At 70.2% G+C, this 15,944-nt stretch carries 15 protein-coding genes; 5 read left to right on the top strand and 10 right to left on the bottom strand.

The genetic code is table 11. From position 1 onward, the window contains the following. Nucleotide 1 precedes the first annotated feature (1 nt). Nucleotides 2-328, bottom strand: a complete 327-nt coding sequence (gene fdxA, locus J2W20_RS01915) for a ferredoxin (protein WP_066499004.1) — start codon at nucleotides 326-328, stop codon at nucleotides 2-4. 116 nt (nucleotides 329-444) lie between these two features. Between fdxA and J2W20_RS01920 the strand changes: the two genes are divergently transcribed. Beyond that, nucleotides 445-693: a putative acetyltransferase gene (locus J2W20_RS01920; protein WP_307004082.1), complete on the top strand. Its 249-nt coding sequence runs from the start codon at nucleotides 445-447 to the stop codon at nucleotides 691-693. Here the strand turns inward: J2W20_RS01920 and J2W20_RS01925 are convergent. Genes J2W20_RS01925 through J2W20_RS01935 form a run of 3 tightly spaced genes read right to left on the bottom strand, consistent with a single transcriptional unit; the run spans nucleotide 690 to nucleotide 2,517 of the window. Continuing rightward, a complete protein-coding gene (locus J2W20_RS01925; RefSeq protein ID WP_307004083.1) occupies nucleotides 690-1,466 on the bottom strand; it encodes a hypothetical protein in 777 nt (258 codons plus the stop codon). The two genes, J2W20_RS01920 and J2W20_RS01925, sit on opposite strands and share 4 nt — an antisense overlap. Next, the gene (locus J2W20_RS01930; protein ID WP_307004085.1) at nucleotides 1,463-1,864 is read right to left on the bottom strand and encodes a DUF6114 domain-containing protein; all 402 of its coding nucleotides are present in this window, start codon (nucleotides 1,862-1,864) and stop codon (nucleotides 1,463-1,465) included. The genes J2W20_RS01925 and J2W20_RS01930 overlap by 4 nt, the downstream gene beginning before the upstream one ends. Before the next feature lie 38 nt (nucleotides 1,865-1,902). After that, nucleotides 1,903-2,517 carry a DUF6230 family protein gene (locus J2W20_RS01935; RefSeq protein ID WP_307004087.1) on the bottom strand — a complete coding sequence of 205 codons (615 nt, stop codon included), beginning with the start codon at nucleotides 2,515-2,517 and terminating at the stop codon, nucleotides 1,903-1,905. Between the two features lie 121 nt (nucleotides 2,518-2,638). Between J2W20_RS01935 and J2W20_RS01940 the strand changes: the two genes are divergently transcribed. Continuing rightward, nucleotides 2,639-3,238: a TetR/AcrR family transcriptional regulator gene (locus tag J2W20_RS01940; protein WP_307004088.1), complete on the top strand. Its 600-nt coding sequence runs from the start codon at nucleotides 2,639-2,641 to the stop codon at nucleotides 3,236-3,238. A gap of 24 nt (nucleotides 3,239-3,262) precedes the next feature. Here J2W20_RS01940 and J2W20_RS01945 read toward each other — a convergent pair whose 3' ends face one another. Further along, on the bottom strand, nucleotides 3,263-4,537 hold the full coding sequence (locus J2W20_RS01945) for an MFS transporter (RefSeq protein ID WP_307004090.1): 1,275 nt from the start codon (nucleotides 4,535-4,537) through the stop codon (nucleotides 3,263-3,265). A gap of 59 nt (nucleotides 4,538-4,596) precedes the next feature. Here J2W20_RS01945 and J2W20_RS01950 point away from each other — a divergent pair, with 59 nt between their 5' ends. Beyond that, nucleotides 4,597-5,088 (top strand): ArsR/SmtB family transcription factor, encoded by a 492-nt coding sequence (locus J2W20_RS01950; RefSeq protein WP_307004092.1) that lies wholly within the window; start codon nucleotides 4,597-4,599, stop codon nucleotides 5,086-5,088. Between the two features lie 179 nt (nucleotides 5,089-5,267). On the opposite strand, the gene typA is transcribed toward J2W20_RS01950, so the two are convergent. Next, the gene (gene typA, locus J2W20_RS01955; RefSeq protein ID WP_307004094.1) at nucleotides 5,268-7,193 is read right to left on the bottom strand and encodes a translational GTPase TypA; all 1,926 of its coding nucleotides are present in this window, start codon (nucleotides 7,191-7,193) and stop codon (nucleotides 5,268-5,270) included. A 222-nt stretch (nucleotides 7,194-7,415) separates the two neighbouring features. On the opposite strand from typA, the gene J2W20_RS01960 reads away from it, so the two are divergent. After that, a complete protein-coding gene (locus J2W20_RS01960; RefSeq protein WP_307004096.1) occupies nucleotides 7,416-8,303 on the top strand; it encodes an SGNH/GDSL hydrolase family protein in 888 nt (295 codons plus the stop codon). 123 nt (nucleotides 8,304-8,426) lie between these two features. Here J2W20_RS01960 and J2W20_RS01965 read toward each other — a convergent pair whose 3' ends face one another. Then, nucleotides 8,427-10,292, bottom strand: coding sequence for an ABC transporter ATP-binding protein (locus J2W20_RS01965; protein WP_307004098.1), 1,866 nt, complete (start codon nucleotides 10,290-10,292; stop codon nucleotides 8,427-8,429). 94 nt (nucleotides 10,293-10,386) lie between these two features. Here J2W20_RS01965 and J2W20_RS01970 point away from each other — a divergent pair, with 94 nt between their 5' ends. Beyond that, complete coding sequence (locus J2W20_RS01970) at nucleotides 10,387-11,013, top strand: PH domain-containing protein (RefSeq protein WP_307004100.1); 627 nt, start codon at nucleotides 10,387-10,389, stop codon at nucleotides 11,011-11,013. Between the two features lie 37 nt (nucleotides 11,014-11,050). Here J2W20_RS01970 and J2W20_RS01975 read toward each other — a convergent pair whose 3' ends face one another. The 3 genes from J2W20_RS01975 to J2W20_RS01985 form a co-directional block, all read right to left on the bottom strand. Beyond that, nucleotides 11,051-12,259 carry an ABC transporter permease gene (locus J2W20_RS01975; protein WP_307004102.1) on the bottom strand — a complete coding sequence of 403 codons (1,209 nt, stop codon included), beginning with the start codon at nucleotides 12,257-12,259 and terminating at the stop codon, nucleotides 11,051-11,053. Between the two features lies 1 nt (nucleotide 12,260). Further along, on the bottom strand, nucleotides 12,261-13,790 hold the full coding sequence (locus J2W20_RS01980) for an ABC transporter permease (protein WP_307004104.1): 1,530 nt from the start codon (nucleotides 13,788-13,790) through the stop codon (nucleotides 12,261-12,263). Nucleotides 13,791-13,978: 188 nt separating this feature from the next. After that, nucleotides 13,979-15,751, bottom strand: coding sequence for an ABC transporter family substrate-binding protein (locus J2W20_RS01985; protein ID WP_307004106.1), 1,773 nt, complete (start codon nucleotides 15,749-15,751; stop codon nucleotides 13,979-13,981). Nucleotides 15,752-15,944 lie beyond the last annotated feature (193 nt).

Here is a 15,944-nt window from a genome sequence, read left to right on the forward strand (position 1 = left end):
CTCAGCTGTCGGCGCTCTGCGGCGGGAGCGCCGCCACGAGGGGATGATCCTTGTGGGTGTTGCCGAGCTTCGCGGCGCCGCCGGGCGAGCCGAGGTCGTCGAAGAACTCGACGTTGGCCTTGTAGTAGTCGCTCCACTCGTCCGGGACATCGTCCTCGTAGTAGATGGCCTCGACGGGGCAGACCGGCTCGCACGCGCCGCAGTCGACGCACTCGTCCGGGTGGATGTACAGGGACCGCTCGCCCTCGTAGATGCAGTCGACGGGACACTCCTCGACGCAGGCCTTGTCCTTCACATCCACGCACGGCTGTGCGATCACGTATGTCACGGTGCCACCCTCTCTTCCGCCACTACTACCGGGCCGATCGAGCCTATTATCTAACGCCCGGCCGCCGCCACTCCAACGTCACACGGGGCCGCCGCCCCCCGCGCCTACGATGGAGCATGCCCTCTACCCCGGCTGCCCCGGCGGACCTGCTGCGTTCCCTCCCGCTCGGCACGCGCGTGGTGGTGCGGTCCAGGGTGCCGGGAGGGTTCACCGATGCGCTCGGGGACCTGGTGGCGTGCGACGACGAGACGGTCACCGTCCGCACGAGGCGGGGAACCGCCGTCGCGCGCCTCGGGGACGTGGCCGCGGCGAAGCCGGTGCCTCCCCCGCCGGAGCGCCGCGGCCGGCGACGGCAGGAAGGCTAGGGCTGCACCATCCGCTGGTCGGTGTTCGTGTAGCTGATCGAATCCGCCGTGGCGCCGACCAGGCCCATGGTGACCCTGAGGAGGCCGGGCGCGACGTCGTCGAGCGGCGGAGGTGTGTCGGTGCCGAGAGCCAGGCTCCGGCCGTTGGAGGTGGTGCCGGTGACCGATCCCAGGTAGACGGTGACGTGCCCGCTGAGCACCATCTTGTCCGCGGACGTGACGAGGCCGGGGCCGTTGGGCCGCCGCACGGTGAGGGTGAACCCGGTGATGGTGATCGAGTCGGCGGTGATCTTCAGGGCGCGCTGGCCGCTGCCGTCGGCGGTCGGCACCGTCACGATGCTGACCGAGCTGAGGCCCGTGAAGGACAGGCTCTTGGAGCCCATCGAGGCCGGGGTCTTGGTGAAGACCGTGGTCCCGTTGTCGCGGGAGGCCTGCACGGGGGCGCTGGACGTGGGATCCGGACTCGCACTGGGAGCCGGGCTCGCGGTCGATCCCGCGCCCGGGGCTGCCGGGACGCTGGGGCTGGACCCGACGCCCGGCAGCAGGGTGCCGGGGACGGTGGGGAGCGGCCCGGGGGCGGCCGGATCCTGCGTGGGGGTGCCCGCCCCCGGCGCCGAGGGGCTCGGCGTCGGGCTGGGGCAGGCGACCAGGAGCGGCACGCACAGCGCCGTGGGGACGCTGTCGGGGGCCCGCGCGGCCCCGAGGGTGAAGGGCAGCGCGAGGACCGAGCCCGTCAGGACGGCGGCGACCGCGCGGGTGCGGCGTACGTTCACTCCGTCCTCTTTCCCCGCGCGGCCCCCGGCGGGCCCATCCACGCGACGACCAGGACTCCGCCGGCGCCGGAGAGGAGCATGCCGATGATGAAGCCGCCCATGTTCACGCCGACGAGGGAGTAGATCGCGACCACGAGCGTGAGGATCCCGTAGAACACGTGGTGCGCCGGCATGGTGACCGACAGGACTCCCAGCAGCACGAGTGCGATCGGGATGACGGTGGCCTGGAGGCCTTCGATTCCGAGCTGGATGTGCAGGTGGCCGAGGTCGAGCTGCCCGGAGAAGAACATCTCCACCCCGCCGAGCGCGGCCAGCAGGCCGCCGACGAACGGCCGCCCGCGGCGCCAGTCGCGGAAGCCGGCCGCGCGGCCGGGCGCCGTGGCGCTCCGGGACCGCACGGGCGCGCCGTCCTCAGTGGTCGTCGATGCGCGGCTCCTCAGAAGCATCCCTTGGACCCATCAGTCAGCTGCATGCTCATCCCGGTCAGGGTGAAGACCGAGGCCTGCGTGCTCCAGGCGGTCTGCTGCAGGTTGGTGATCGAGATGCTCCCGGAGTCCTGCGCGAAGTCGCCGGCCGAGCCCTTCGCGGCGGTGTTGACCGTCGAGGCGTCCACGCCGATCCGGATGTTGCCGAAGGCCGCATCGCCCTTCAGGCCCGTCATGCCGATCTGGAGGTCGGAGGCCGAGGCGGGGTTGCCGCCGCCGCCGGCCTTGATGAGCACGCCCACCTTGCCCAGCGGAGTCTCCGTGACCACGGCCTGGCACAGGTCGGAGAGGGTGGCGCTCTTGATGTTCGCGATCGCGACGGGGTGCTCCTTGCCTTCGGTGTCCTTGGCGACGCCGGCGTACTGGGAGAACCCGGTTCCGTTGAGCTTGGAGGCGCCGATCTGGAACTGGCTGCCGGAGACCGCGAAGGAGACCGGGACGGCACCCTCGGCGACGCCGCCCATCAGGACTGAGGCGGCGAGGGCCGCGGGCACGGCGACGAGCATGATGCGGCCTGCGTGGGACGCGCGCATCCGGCGGACGCGCTGCGAGACGGGGAACTTCATTGATCCTCCTGGAACAGGGCCCGCCCCGAGCGGCGGGAACTCGGTCGAAGATACCGAGCCTGTTGACCGCTAGTCAATAGTGGTCCGGTGTGGCGTTCCACCGATCAGTAGACTTTCAGCTGTGTCCGAACCGCAGCGCGCCCGCCTCAGCCCCCAGGATCGCCGGGCGCAGCTCATCGCGGTCGGCGTGAACTTCCTGACCGACCACACGCTGGACGAGCTGACCATGGACGAGCTCGCCCGCCGGGCCGGCGTCTCGCGTCCGCTGGTGTTCCACTACTTCGAGACCCGGCAGGGCATGCACCTCGCCGTGGTCACCACAGCGCGGGACAGCCTGCTCGTCGCCAGCGTTCCGCGCCAGGACCTCGCGCCGCGCGAACGGATCCGGGACACGCTGCTGAGGATCACCGTGTTCGTGCAGGAGCACCGCGGTACCTTCTACTCGTTGGTGAGGGGCACTGCCAGCGGCGATCCCGCGGTGCGGAGGATCGTGGACGAGTCGCGCGAGCTCAATGCCGAGCGCCTGTCCGATTCGTTCATCGAGCTGGGCCTTGCGGACACCGCGCTGCTGCGCATTGCCCTGCGGTCTTGGGTCGCGTTCGCCGAGGAGACCCTGATCAGCCTGGCGATCGAGCGCGAGACGGGCGCCGACGACGTGGTGCGCTTCCTGGAGGCGTCCCTGCACGGCATGGTCAACTCCATCCGCGACCAGAGGCTCTGACGGCGCGGACGCGCTGCCGGCTGCCTACTCCTCAACGGCGTCCGGCAGCGTCCGGAGCCGGAAGAAGGGGCCGACCGCGACGGGAAGCACCGCCAGGATCTGGCCCACAATCCCGATCCACAGCGTCGGGACGAGCCCCCACCGCTCCCCGAGCCAGCCGCCGAGCAGCGAGCCGATCGGCATGACCCCCCAGACCACGCAGCGGATGGAGGCGTTCATGCGCCCGAGGAGCCGCGGCGGGCACACGCGCTGGCGCATGCTCACCTGCATGACGTTGTAGACGATCACCCCGAAGCTCATCCCGAACTCCCCCACGCTGAGGAGGGCCAGCGCGAGCGGCCCGGGGCCGGCAGCGAGGGCGAGCGGGAACAGGACCACCGCGGCGCCGCCCACCATGAGCCCGAGCGGCAGAAGCGGGCCCTCGCCGGCGCGGGCGGCGAGCCACGGTGTCGCGAGGGCGCCGAGCAGGCCGCCCACGGACCCGATCGAGAGCATGACGCCGAGCCCCGCCGGGCCGAGGCCGAGCTCCCGGAGGATCACGAGCGGCATCAGCACATAGGCCATCGAGGAGAAGAGGTTGCTGGTCGCCGTGCTGGCGACGATGCGCCGGATCAGGCGGTGGCTGGCCACGAACGCGGCGCCTTCGCCGATCTCGGCAGCCAGGCTGCTGCCCTCGCGGGCGGCGGGGGCCTCCTCGGCGTCGCGGACCCTCGTCAGGCACAGCGCCGAGGCGAGGTAGCCGCCGGCCTCCGCGGCGAACAGGACCGGCGCGCTCACGAGGGTCAGGAGGAATCCGCCGAGGGCTGGGCCGCCCATGCGCGCGACCTGCGCCGTGGCCTCGAGCTTGCCGTTGGCCTCGGCGACCTGCGCCCGCTGCACGAGGAGGGGGATGTAGCTCTGGTAGGCCACGTCGAAGAACACGGTGGCCACCCCCACGACGGCCGCGACGACGTAGAGGTGCCACATCTGCAGCGCGCCCGCCCACCACAGGGCGGGAACGGCCGCCATCGCCGCCATGCGGACGAGATCGGCCCGGATCATGGTGCGCCGCTTGAGCCAGCGGTCCACCCAGGCGCCGGCGGGAAGCCCCACCACGAGGAAGGCCGCCATCGCGGCGGCGTTGAGCACGCCGAGGTCCATCTCGCCGGCGCCGAGCAGGCTCACGGCGAGCACCGGGAGCGCGAGCTGGCCCAGCTGGACGCCGAGTTGGCTGATGCCCTGCCCCGTCCAGAAGGCAAGGAACGAGCGGCTGCGGAGGAGGGCGGCGGGAGCCACGTCGCCGGGGGTGCGGGGGGCCATGGCGCCAGTGTGGGCCCAGTGATTGGGAAATGTCAATCACTCGCGGCTAGAGTGGTCCCATGACCCCGTCGGATGAGGCGGCCAAGGGCCGCGCGCTCAGCTCCCCGCTGCGGCTGCGCATCCTGCGCATGTGCCTCCACCATCCGCGCACCAACAAGGAGATCGCCGATCTCCTCGGCATCAATCCCGCCTCCTGCCTCCACCACGTGCGCACCCTCGTGGCCACCGGGTTCCTCGAGGCGCTCCCGGAGCGCCGCGGCAACCGGGGGGCCAAGGAGGTCCCCTACCTCGCGACGCGGGCCTCCTGGAGCCAGAAGGTGGACGATGTCTCGCCCGTGCTCATCGAGACGTTCGTGCAGGAGACGGCGGCCCTCTCCCCCGAGGACATCGAGGTCTGGCGGCTCGGGCTCAGGCTCAACGAGCAGCACCGGTCCGAGCTCATGGCCCGGCTGCGGGAGGTCGTCGACGAGTACGTGGCCATGCCGAGCGACCCGGACGGCGAGGCCACGTCCCTCATGATCGCCCACCATCGGGACCCCACCGCCGACTGACTCCGTCGCCACCCCCCGGCCTCCCCCCTTGCGTTTCGGGTACGCATCTCGTCGCGTTTCCGCCATTCCGGGTACGCGAACGACGCCGGCCGGCACCTTCCGCGCGGAAGGCACCGGCCGGCGTCGTACCCGAGACGCCGAAAGGGCGACGGGATGCGTACCCGAAACGGGTGGTGGGGTCAGGCGCGGGCGCGGCTGCGGGCGGCCTTGAGGCGCTCGTTCGCGTCGAGGATGACCTTGCGGATCCGGATCGCCTCCGGCGTGATCTCCACGCACTCGTCCTCGCGGGCGAACTCGAGGGACTCCTCGAGCGTGAGGGTCCTCGGCGGGGTCAGGCCCTCGAAGTTGTCCGCGGTGGAGGAGCGCATGTTGGTGAGCTTCTTCTCCTTGGTGATGTTCACATCCATGTCGTCGGCGCGCGAGTTCTCGCCGACGATCATGCCCTCGTACACCTCGGCGGTGGGCTGGATGAAGAACGTGCCGCGCTCCTGGAGGTTGATCATGGCGAACGGAGTCGCCACGCCGGCGCGGTCCGCGATGAGCGAGCCGTTGGTGCGGTACTCGATCTCGCCCTGCCACGGCTCGTAGCCCTCCGAGATGGAGGAGGCGATGCCGGCGCCGCGGGTGTCCGTGAGGAACTTGGTGCGGAAGCCGATCAGGCCGCGGGAGGGGACCATGAACTCCATGCGGACCCAGCCGGTGCCGTGGTTGGCCATGTTGGTCATGCGGCCCTTGCGCGCGGCGAGCAGCTGCGTGACGGCGCCGAGGTACTCCTCGGGCACGTCGATCGTCATGTGCTCCATCGGCTCGAGCACCTGGCCGTCGACCTTCTTCGTCACGACCTGCGGCTTGCCCACCGTGAGCTCGAAGCCCTCGCGGCGCATCTGCTCGACCAGGATGGCCAGAGCCAGCTCACCGCGGCCCTGGACCTCCCAGGCGTCCGGACGCTGCGTCGGCAGGACGCGGATCGAGACGTTGCCGATCAGCTCCTTGTCGAGGCGGTCCTTGACCTGGCGCGCGGTGACCTTGGCGCCCTTGACGCGGCCGGCCAGCGGGGAGGTGTTGATGCCGACGGTCATCGAGATCGCGGGGTCGTCGACGGTGATGAGCGGCAGCGGCCGCGGGTCGTCGACGTCGGTGAGCGTCTCGCCGATCGTGATGTCCTCGATGCCCGCGACCGCGACGATGTCGCCGGGGCCGGCGGACTCGGCCGGGACGCGCTCGAGCGCCTTCGTGGCGAGCAGCTCGGTGACCTTGACGGTCTTGAGCGTGCCGTCGTGGCGGGCCCACGCGACCTGCTGGCCCTTGCGGAGCGTGCCGTTGTAGATGCGCAGGAGGGCGAGGCGGCCGAGGAACGGCGACGCGTCGAGGTTGGTCACGTGGGCCTGGAGCACGCCCTCGGGATCGTACGTCGGGGCCGGGATGTGCTCGAGGATCGTGGCGAAGAGCGGCTCGAGGTCGGTGTTGCCGGGGGCCTGCCCGTTGGCGGGCTGCTCGAGGGAGGCGGCGCCGACCTTGGCGGCGGCGTACACGACCGGCACGTCGAGCACCTTGTCCAGGTCGAGGTCGGGGACCTCGTCCGCGAGGTCGGAGGCGAGGCCGAGCAGGAGGTCCATGCTCTCGTGGACGACCTCGTCGATGCGCGCATCCGGGCGGTCGGTCTTGTTGACCACGAGGATCACGGGCTTGTGGGCCGCGAGGGCCTTGCGGAGCACGAAGCGGGTCTGCGGTAGCGGGCCCTCGGAGGCGTCGACGAGGAGCACCACGCCGTCCACCATCGACAGGCCGCGCTCGACCTCGCCGCCGAAGTCGGCGTGGCCCGGGGTGTCGATGACGTTGATGGTGATGCCCTCGGGCTCCCCGGCCTTGGCCGCGGACGGGCCGGCGTAGCGCACGGCCGTGTTCTTCGCGAGGATGGTGATGCCCTTCTCGCGCTCGAGGTCGCCGGAGTCCATCACGCGCTCTTCGACCTCGCCGTGGGAGGCGAAGGAGTTCGTCTGTCGCAGCATGGCGTCGACCAGGGTGGTCTTGCCGTGGTCGACGTGCGCGACGATGGCAACGTTGCGGAGGTCGGTGCGGGAAGCGGTGGACACAGTTTCAGTCATACGCGTGAGGCTCGATTCGGGTGGTTCGCGACTTTGTCCGGCGCCCGACGCGGGACCCGTCAGGTCGGGCCGGAGGCACAGCGGAACAGACCCCGTAGAGGGCCAGCACTGACAATTTTACTCTCTCCTCGGCTCCTGCCCGTTCGCAGGGTCCTTGGGCATTGGCGCGACGGGCCCCGAGCGGCCCATGATAGTGACGATCGACTCTCACAAAGGACAGGCATGGACCGAGCCCCACGTCGCGCGAGCCGCTCGGCCGCTGCCCTGCTGGTGGCGCTGGCCGTGCTCCTCACCGGCTGCGAGGCCTCGCAGGTCCTCCCGGCGCCGTCCGACGCCCCGCAGCTGCCCTCCGCCGCCCCGCAGCCCCCGTCTCCGGCGCGGTACGTGGGGAATCCGGGGCCGGTCCTCTTCGGCACGGCGCCGCTCGTCCTCTACCCGCGCACGACGACGGCGCGGCGGCTCACGCCCGCACGGTACCTCCCGCTCGGCTCGCTCTGGGTGGACCCGCTCACCCAGCGCATCGAGCCGGTCCTCGGGGACCTCTCCCGCACGGCCGTGCTCATCGGCGACTCGCAGTCCGCCCCTCGGGACAGCTGGGTGCGCGGCGGCCTCCGGGGCGCCGGCTACTCGGTGTACTTCGCGGGCGCCGGCGGCACGGGCTACTCGGTGGGCAACCGGCGGACGCATGCCTACGTGGAGGCGCTGCGCCGCGGGGACTGGCGGCTGCCGGCGGGGACTCCCCGCCTCGTGGTCGTCGAGGGCGGCGGGAACGACGCCTCCCGCGGGTCGGGCAACGCGGCCATCGCCGCCGGCGCCAAGAGCCTCGTCGCCGAGCTGCGCCGCACCTACCCCGGGTCGCGGATCGTCATGGTGGGCACGCTCGCGAAGGCTGCCGCCGACGGCGGCGGGCGCCGCACCCGCGTCGACACCCTGCTGCGGCGCACGGCCGACGGGCTCGGCGTCCCGTTCATCAGCTGCGGCGACTGGATCTCCCGCTACCACCTCAAGAACCAGCTCGCGGACGGCGTCCACCTCAAGCCGGCCGGCCGCGCCCGGCTCGCTCCGGTGCTCACGGCGGCGCTGCGCAAGCTGGGCGTGGGCATCACGTAGCGGGCCGGCTGCGCACTCCCTCGCCACGGGCGAGCGGCATCGGGCGGACGACGACGGAGGGGAGCCTGCCGCTGCTGGCAGGCTCCCCTCCGTCGTCGTGGCGTCCCGGGCGGGACGGCCGCGTCAGTCGATGCCGCTCGTGGCGAGCAGCTCGCGCAGTTCGCGCCGCTCGCGCTGCTTCTCCGGATCCGGCAGCGGAACGGCGGCGAGCAGGCGCTGCGTGTACGCCTCCTGCGGGTTGCGCAGGATCGCATCGCGCAGGCCCTGCTCGACGATCCGGCCGCGCTGCATGACGCAGATGTAGTCGGCGAGCACGTCGATCACGGCGAGGTCATGGGTGACGAAGAGGCACGCGAATCCGAGCTCCTTCTGGAGCCCCTGGAACAGTTCGAGCACCTTCGCCTGGACCGACACGTCGAGCGCGGAGGTAGGCTCGTCGGCCACCATGAGCTTGGGCTTGAGGGAGAGCGCACGGGCGATGCCCACGCGCTGCTTCTGGCCGCCCGAGAGCTCGTGCGGGTACCGGTTGCGGTACCCCCGCGGGAGCTCGACCTGGTCCAGGAGGACCTCGACCCTCTTCTGGAGCTCGGCGCCCTTCGCCACGCCGGCAAGGAACATCGGCTCGCCGATGGACTCGCCGATCGGCAGGCGGGGGTTGAGCGAGGACGAGGGGTCCTGGAACACCATGCCCACTGAGCGCCGGATCTCGTGGAGCTCCTTCGAGTTCTTCTTCAGGTTCGAGATCTCGCGCCCCGTGACCTTGAGCGAGCCCTCCGCGACGGGGAGCAGCCCGACGGCGGCCCGGCCGATCGTCGTCTTGCCCGAGCCCGACTCCCCCACGAGTCCCACGACCTGGCCGGGGTAGACGGTCAGGTTCGCGCCCTCGACGGCGCGGAAGGCTGCGACCCGCCCCTGCTTGGGGTACTCGATCGCGACGTTCTCGAGGGACAGGACCGGTGCCCCGCGCTCCACCGTGGCGGCGGCGTGGGCTGCCAGCGCGCGCTCGTTCTCCCGCTCCCGGGCAGCGAGCTCGGCCGCGTCGACCGCCTCGAGCTCGGCGCCGGTGGCCGCGGCGAGCGCCGCCGTGATGTCGACGTCGTCCGCGGTGCCCTCCCCGCCCTGCCCGAGGTGCGGGACCGCGGCGAGCAGCGCCTGGGTGTAGGGGTGCTGCGGGCGGTGGAAGATCTCCTCGGCCGAGCCCGTCTCGACGATCAGGCCGCGACGCATCACGGCGATCCGGTCGGCCAGGTCGGCGACCACGCCCATGTCGTGCGTGATCAGGATCACGGCGCTGTTGAGCTTGTCCTTGAGGTGGCGCATGAGGTCGAGGATCTCGGCCTGCACCGTCACATCGAGGGCCGTGGTCGGCTCGTCGGCGATGAGCAGCTTCGGGTCGCAGGAGAGCGACTGCGCGATCATGGCGCGCTGGCGCTGTCCGCCGGAGAGCTGGTGCGGGTAGGACTTGAAGGCCTTCACCGGATCGGGCAGCTCGACGAGCTCGAGCATCTTGATGGCCTTGGCCTTGGCCTCGTCCGGGGACACCGCGCTGTGGAGCCGGATGGTCTCCACGATCTGGTTGCCGATCGTGTACACGGGATTGAGCGCGGTCATCGGCTCCTGGAAGATCACCGCGACGTCGTTGCCGCGCACGCTGCGCGTCGCCGACACGCGGTCCTTGCCCATGAGTTCCTTGCCCATGAGCTTGACACTGCCCGAGACCCTGCTGTTGGAGGGGAGCAGGCCGAGGAGCGCCATCGAGCTGGCCGACTTGCCCGAGCCCGATTCGCCGACGATGGCGAGGACCTCGCCGGCCTTGACCTCGTAGTTGAGGCCGATCGCGGCGGGGACCCACTCCTTCTCCACCCCGAAGTCGACGCTCAGGTCGTTGACCTCGAGGACCTTCTGGCCCTTCACGAGGTCCGCCGCGACCTTCTCTCCCCTGGTCCTTGACCTGCGGGGCCCGCCCGCGGTGCCGAGGTTCTCAGCCATGGTTGTGGTTCCTTCCGTCCGCCGCCCCGCCCGAGCGCCTCGGCTCGGGGAGCGGAATCCTGCATTCGATCCGACGTCCTGCATCATGGGGGGCATGAGCACGATGCACCATGCCGGCCAGACCGACGTCTACCGGGCCCGCAGCAACCGGCTGCTGGCCCTGCTGCTGTGGGCGCTCGCCGCGCTGGGGCTCGTGGTCACGCTCGCCCAGGCCGGATGGCCCGGCCTGCGCTTCATCGCCCCGCTCGCCCTCATGGCGTACGCGGGCTGGGCGCTGTTCTGGCGCCCCGCCGTCGTGGTGAGCGACGCCGGCGTCGAGCTCGTCAACCCGACCCGCCGCATCGGGGTGCCATGGGAGGCCCTGGCCTACGTCGACACGAAGTACGCCCTCACGCTCGGCACGGCCCGGGGCCGCTTCGCCGCGTGGGCCGCGCCGGCGCCGGGCGCGCTCGGCGCCCGCCGCGCCCAGCCGGAGCACCTGACCGGCCTGCCCGAGAGCAGCTACGGCCCTGAGCACACCGTCCGTCCCGGCGACCTGGGCAACACCGTCTCCGGCCAGGCGGCCATCCTGGTGCGCCGCCGCTGGGCGGAGCTCATGGAGCGCGGGGCGGTGGCCGCCGGCCGCGCGGACGAGACCCCGGTGTCCCGCCGGGTGGAGTGGGCCATCCTCGCGCTGGGCGTGGTCCTCGCGGCAGCCGCCGCGGTGACGCTCCTGGCCTGAGCCCGCCGCCGGGCGCCGGGCCGTCAGGGCGCGCACGTCAGCCGTTCCTGCCGCTCGGGTCCTCGGTCCGCCGCTCGGGGGCGCCCCCGAAGGCCTCGCTGTCGGGGACGTAGCCGGAGACGGAGCTCACGCCCTCCCCGACGTCCAGGCCCGCGGCCGGGGCGACCTCGGTGCCCGCGCTGGCGTGCGTGCTGCGCGCCTTGGCCTTCTTGGCGTTGAACTTCTTCTGGCGCGGGTCGAACGCGTCGCGCAGGCCGTCGCCGATGAAGTTGATGCACAGGCAGATGAGCACGATGAACAGGCCCGGCCACCAGAACAGCCACGGCCTCGTCGAGAAGGCCTCCTGGTTCTGGGAGATGAGCAGGCCGAGTGAGGTGTCCGGCGCCTTGACGCCAACACCCAGGTAGGACAGCGCGGTCTCGAGGAGGATCGCGGAGGACATGATGAGCGTGCCGTTGACGATCACGACGCCCACTGCGTTGGGCAGGATGTGCTTGAAGATGATCCGCGCGTTCGAGGCGCCCGAGATGCGCGCCGCGTCGACGAACTCGCGCTCGCGCAGCGACAGGAACTCGCCGCGCACGAGGCGGGCGAGGCCCACCCACACGACGAGCCCGAGGAAGATGCCGAGAACCACGACGCCGTTGCTCGCCGCGAACTGGGCGAACCAGCTGCCCGAGTCGCGGCGGCCCGCCGTCTGGGACATGACGGCCGCGAGGAGCAGGACCGGGATGATGATGATGATGTCGGTCAGGCGCATCAGGACCGCCTCGGCCCAGCCGCGGAAGTAGCCGGCGAGTGCCCCGACCACGACCCCGATGATCCCGGCGACGACGCCGATGATGATCATGATGATGATCGACTGCTGGGCCCCGCGCATCGTCATCGCGAACAGGTCGCGCCCGATCCTGTCCTGGCCGAACGGATGCTCGCCGAAGCTGAACGGCGCGAGCGTCCACGTGGGGGTGCCGTCGTTGACGAGCGGAGTGACCTGGTCGTGCTGGAACTTCCACCAGCCCGGAATGGGCCCCCAGCCCTCGGAGGTGAAGGCGAGGAGGAAGATGACCGCGAACACGATCAGGCCGATGAGCGCGCCCGTGTGGCCGAAGAAGCGCTTGCGGACAATCTGGCCGAGGCTGAGGCCCTTGGCCTCGATCACGGGCTCGACGCCGGCCGCCGGCTCGCTCGGCCGGATGGGGGCCGGAGTGCCGGCCACGGTCTCCTGCTGCTGAGACTGCTGGCTCATGTCACTTCACCCTAACGCGAGGATCGAGCGCGGAGTACACGAGGTCCGCGATGAGATTGAAGACGAGGGCGGTGATGGCCACGCACAGGAACACGCCCATGACGGGGTTCGGGTCCACGTGCGAGATGCCGTCCAGGAACATGAAGCCCATCCCCCGCACCGAGAAGACCGTCTCGGTGATCACGGCGCCGCCGATCAGCTGGCCGATGTCCAGCGCGACCACGGTGGCGATCGGGATGAGGGCGTTGCGGAAGGCATGGCGCATGACGACGCTGCGCTCGCTCACACCCTTGGCGCGGGCGGTGCGGATGTAGTCCATGTTCATGACCTCGAGCATCGACGAGCGCGTGTAGCGCGTGTAGCTCGCGAGGGAGACCAGGATCAGGGCCACCGTGGGGAGGATGAGGTGCGTGAAGGAGTCGATCCCCGAAGTCCAGAAGTCACCCTGGAGGTTCGGCGTGGAGGCACCGATCGTGGCGACCGGGCGGCCGCGGATCTTGCTGCTGTCGAAGTAGGCGGGCCACGACTGCATGAACCGGTCGAGCATGATCAGCGCCCCCACGATGAACGCCGTGATCGCACCGACGCGCATCCCCTGGCCGCGGTCGTAGCCGCCCCAGAAGTAGCCCGCGGCGAGGCCGACGGCCACGGTGATGACCGCGAGGATGATGACCATCAGCGGCGTGGCGAGGTCCAGCAGCGGCTGGATGGGGAAGTACAGGATCGCGCCGACGACCACCGTGGTCAGCCCCGCGTAGAGGGCGCGACGGTTCTGCAGGCCGGCCGCGAGGACCGTCACGCCGAACGCGATGCCGACTCCCGCGATGAGGATCACGCCGAGGCCCAGGCCCGGGAAGCGGAACCACTGGGTGAGGTCCGCGATCACGAGGACGACGGTGATGAACGCGAACACGATGGCCCCGACGGTCGCCCGCCGCCGAGCAGCGCCACCGGCAGCGATCGCGGTGACGAGGCCGAAGACGAGCCCGATGCCGAGCGCCACCGGGAGCGGGATGGTGGGGTGCGCCAGGAAGTTGTTGAACCCGATGGCGCCGTACTCCTTGAGCAGGACGGCGACCCAGAAGATTGGCAGCGAGAAGAAGAGGAAGGCCATGAACGTCACGCCGTAGTCGAGCGCGCTGTACTGCCGCAGGGCGGTGATGATGCCGAGCGCGACGCCGATGAGGATGGCGAGGATCGTGGCACCCGTGACGAGGGTCAGGGTCTGGACGAGGGCCTGGCCGAGCGCCTGGGTGACCGGCTGGCCCGCGAGGTTCTTCCCGAGGTCGCACTGGCCGACGAGGCATCCGGCGGCGCCCCCGAGCCACTTGAAGTATCGGATGGGCGCAGGTGTGTCCAGATCGAGGAGCTGGGATCGCGCCTGCATGAGCTGGGGGGCATTGGGGGCTGAGCTGGCGCGGAACTCCTCGAGCGGATCCCCGGAGAGCGCGGTGAGGATGTACACCAGGAAGGACGCTCCGAGAAGGATCAGTGCTGCGGTGATGAGGCGCCGGACGACGTAAGTCACCATGTTTCGTTGTACCTCTGATGTGGACCGCCCGGAAAGGATGCGGGGCGGCGCTGGGGGGCCGACGGCTTCGCCACGCGTTCGGCGCGGCACCCGTCGGCAGGTGGCGGGATCTGCCGGGGGCGCTGCGAAGCGCCGGGACCTTCTAGCTCGGTCCCGGCGCTCCGCTGCGCATCAGAACTCGGAAGGGGCTACTTGGTAGCCCACTCCCAGAAGTTCCACCAGACACCGGTCTGGTTCGGCATGTACTTCACGCCGGTGACCTTGTCGCTGTACGCGTCCACCCCCACGGACTGGAACAGCGGCAGGCCGTACGAGGAGGCCCAGATCTTCTGGTCGATCTGCTTCTCGAGGTCAACCTGCTTGCTCTGGTCCGTGGTCTGGATCAGCTGGTCCATGAGCTTGTCGGCCTCGGGGTCCGAGAAACCGTTGAAGTTCGAGCCGTTGCCGGTCTTGAAGATCTGCGGGACGCCGGAGACGCCCACGCCCGGGTTGATCCAGCCGAAGATCGTGGCGTCGTAGCCGCCCTTGCCGAGGGCCTTGCCCCAGTCGGACTTGCCGAGGCCGCCGTCGACGATCTTGAACCCGGCCTTCGTCGCGCTGGCGGCGATGAGGGTGTAGGCGTCGACGCGGTTCGGGTTGTCCTTGTTGTACATGATGCGGATCGTCGGGGTCTTGCCGGCAAGGAGCTGCTTGGCCTTGTCGATGTTGACCTGCTGGAAGTCAGCCGAACCGTTGTTCTTCACCGTGTCCGCGTAGGCGGCCTGCTGCGGGACGAAGATCTGCGAGTCGAGCGGCTTCGCGTTCGGATCGAGCTTCTTGATGATCTTGTCGACGATGTCCTGGCGCGGGACCGTCAGCATGAACGCGGTGCGCACGTCCTTGTCGGCCAGCGGGCCCGAGTAGTTCAGGTCGATGTGGTCGTAGGAGAGCTGGTTGCCCTGGTCGACCGTGACGCCCGGGATGGCCTTGAGCTGCTCGATCGTGTCGGCCGAGGCCTGCGGGGCGATGATGTCCGCCTCGCCGTTCTTGAGGGCCTGGACCTGCGCGGGCGAGGAGCCGATGTAGCGGACGACGATCGAGTCGACGTTCGGGGTCGGGCCCCAGTTGTAGTCCTTGTTGCGCACGAGGGTCATCGACTGGTCCGGGACGATGTCCTTGACGATGAACGGGCCGTTCGAGAGGAACAGGCTCGTGTCGCTCGGGAGCGTCTTGGTGTCGAAGCCGGTGTTGTAGAAGTCGGCAGCCTTCTTGAGCGTCTCGTTCGCCGGCTGCGGCTTGGCCGGGTCGCCCTTCTTCATGCCCTTCATGAGGTCATAGAGCGCCTTGCCGTCGGAGAGGCCAGCGTGCTTGGCCACGACGTTCGAGGGGATGTCCACGACCGAGCCCAGCGCGATCTCCCAGTCGGCGAACGACTGGGTGTACTTGAGGGTCATCGACTTGCCGTCGGAGGACACCTCCGGGAACTCCGTGTTGTTCAGGCCCGTGGTGTCACCGGCCGTCGAGAAGTAGGAGGTTCCGGTCTTGGCCTTGGGGTTGGCATCGTCGTACCAGCCCGAGGCCGCCGCCCACTGGAGCGCGACGTCGTACGCGGTGACGGGCGTGCCGTCGGACCACTTCACGCCGTCGTTGATCGTGTACTTGACGGTGAGCGGGGAGTCCGAGACCTTCTCGAGCTTGCCGAACTTGTCGTTGTGGACGACGTTCAGCTTGTTGTCGATGTAGTAGAACCCCGAGTGCGTCGGGTAGCTGATCTTCGAGTTGATGTCGGTGTTGCCGTCAGCCGTGTTCGAGTTGAACGTGTTGAACGCGTTCACCTCGACGACCGTGACGGTACCCCCCTGCTTGGCGCCGGCCGATGCGGTGCTGGTGTTCGAACCGCCGCCCTGGGTCGCGCAGGCGCTGAGCGCGACCGCAGCAACCGCGGTGACACCCACCGCCTTGGAAATACGCCCGAAACGCATTCCGCCTCCTCTAGTGCTTCTGTAGACGTGTGCCGGAAGCCCGGCCGCAGGCGGGCCCGCCTTCCCCAGCGGATGGCGTGGCGCGCCTCACATGACCGACAGACTAGCCCGCCGCCGAGCGGGGTGGCTACGAAAGTTCCGTTTCAGATCAGCGTCGTTATCAAGATGCAACATATCTTTCAGGTTCTGGGGG

Source organism: Sinomonas atrocyanea (assembly GCF_030812675.1).
GTDB classification, from domain to species: Bacteria; Actinomycetota; Actinomycetes; order Actinomycetales; family Micrococcaceae; genus Sinomonas; species Sinomonas atrocyanea_B.

What these genes read in the sequence shown, in the direction of transcription:
- J2W20_RS01920 (WP_307004082.1), top strand. Translation starts at nt 445, where the DNA reads ATGCCCTCTACCCCGGCTGCCCCGGCGGACCTGCTGCGTTCCCTCCCG.
- J2W20_RS01935 (WP_307004087.1), bottom strand. Translation starts at nt 2,517, where the DNA reads ATGAAGTTCCCCGTCTCGCAGCGCGTCCGCCGGATGCGCGCGTCCCAC.
- J2W20_RS01945 (WP_307004090.1), bottom strand. Translation starts at nt 4,537, where the DNA reads ATGGCCCCCCGCACCCCCGGCGACGTGGCTCCCGCCGCCCTCCTCCGC.
- J2W20_RS01950 (WP_307004092.1), top strand. Translation starts at nt 4,597, where the DNA reads ATGACCCCGTCGGATGAGGCGGCCAAGGGCCGCGCGCTCAGCTCCCCG.
- typA (WP_307004094.1), bottom strand. Translation starts at nt 7,193, where the DNA reads ATGACTGAAACTGTGTCCACCGCTTCCCGCACCGACCTCCGCAACGTT.
- J2W20_RS01960 (WP_307004096.1), top strand. Translation starts at nt 7,416, where the DNA reads ATGGACCGAGCCCCACGTCGCGCGAGCCGCTCGGCCGCTGCCCTGCTG.
- J2W20_RS01965 (WP_307004098.1), bottom strand. Translation starts at nt 10,292, where the DNA reads ATGGCTGAGAACCTCGGCACCGCGGGCGGGCCCCGCAGGTCAAGGACC.
- J2W20_RS01970 (WP_307004100.1), top strand. Translation starts at nt 10,387, where the DNA reads ATGAGCACGATGCACCATGCCGGCCAGACCGACGTCTACCGGGCCCGC.
- J2W20_RS01975 (WP_307004102.1), bottom strand. Translation starts at nt 12,259, where the DNA reads ATGAGCCAGCAGTCTCAGCAGCAGGAGACCGTGGCCGGCACTCCGGCC.
- J2W20_RS01980 (WP_307004104.1), bottom strand. Translation starts at nt 13,790, where the DNA reads ATGGTGACTTACGTCGTCCGGCGCCTCATCACCGCAGCACTGATCCTT.
- J2W20_RS01985 (WP_307004106.1), bottom strand. Translation starts at nt 15,751, where the DNA reads ATGCGTTTCGGGCGTATTTCCAAGGCGGTGGGTGTCACCGCGGTTGCT.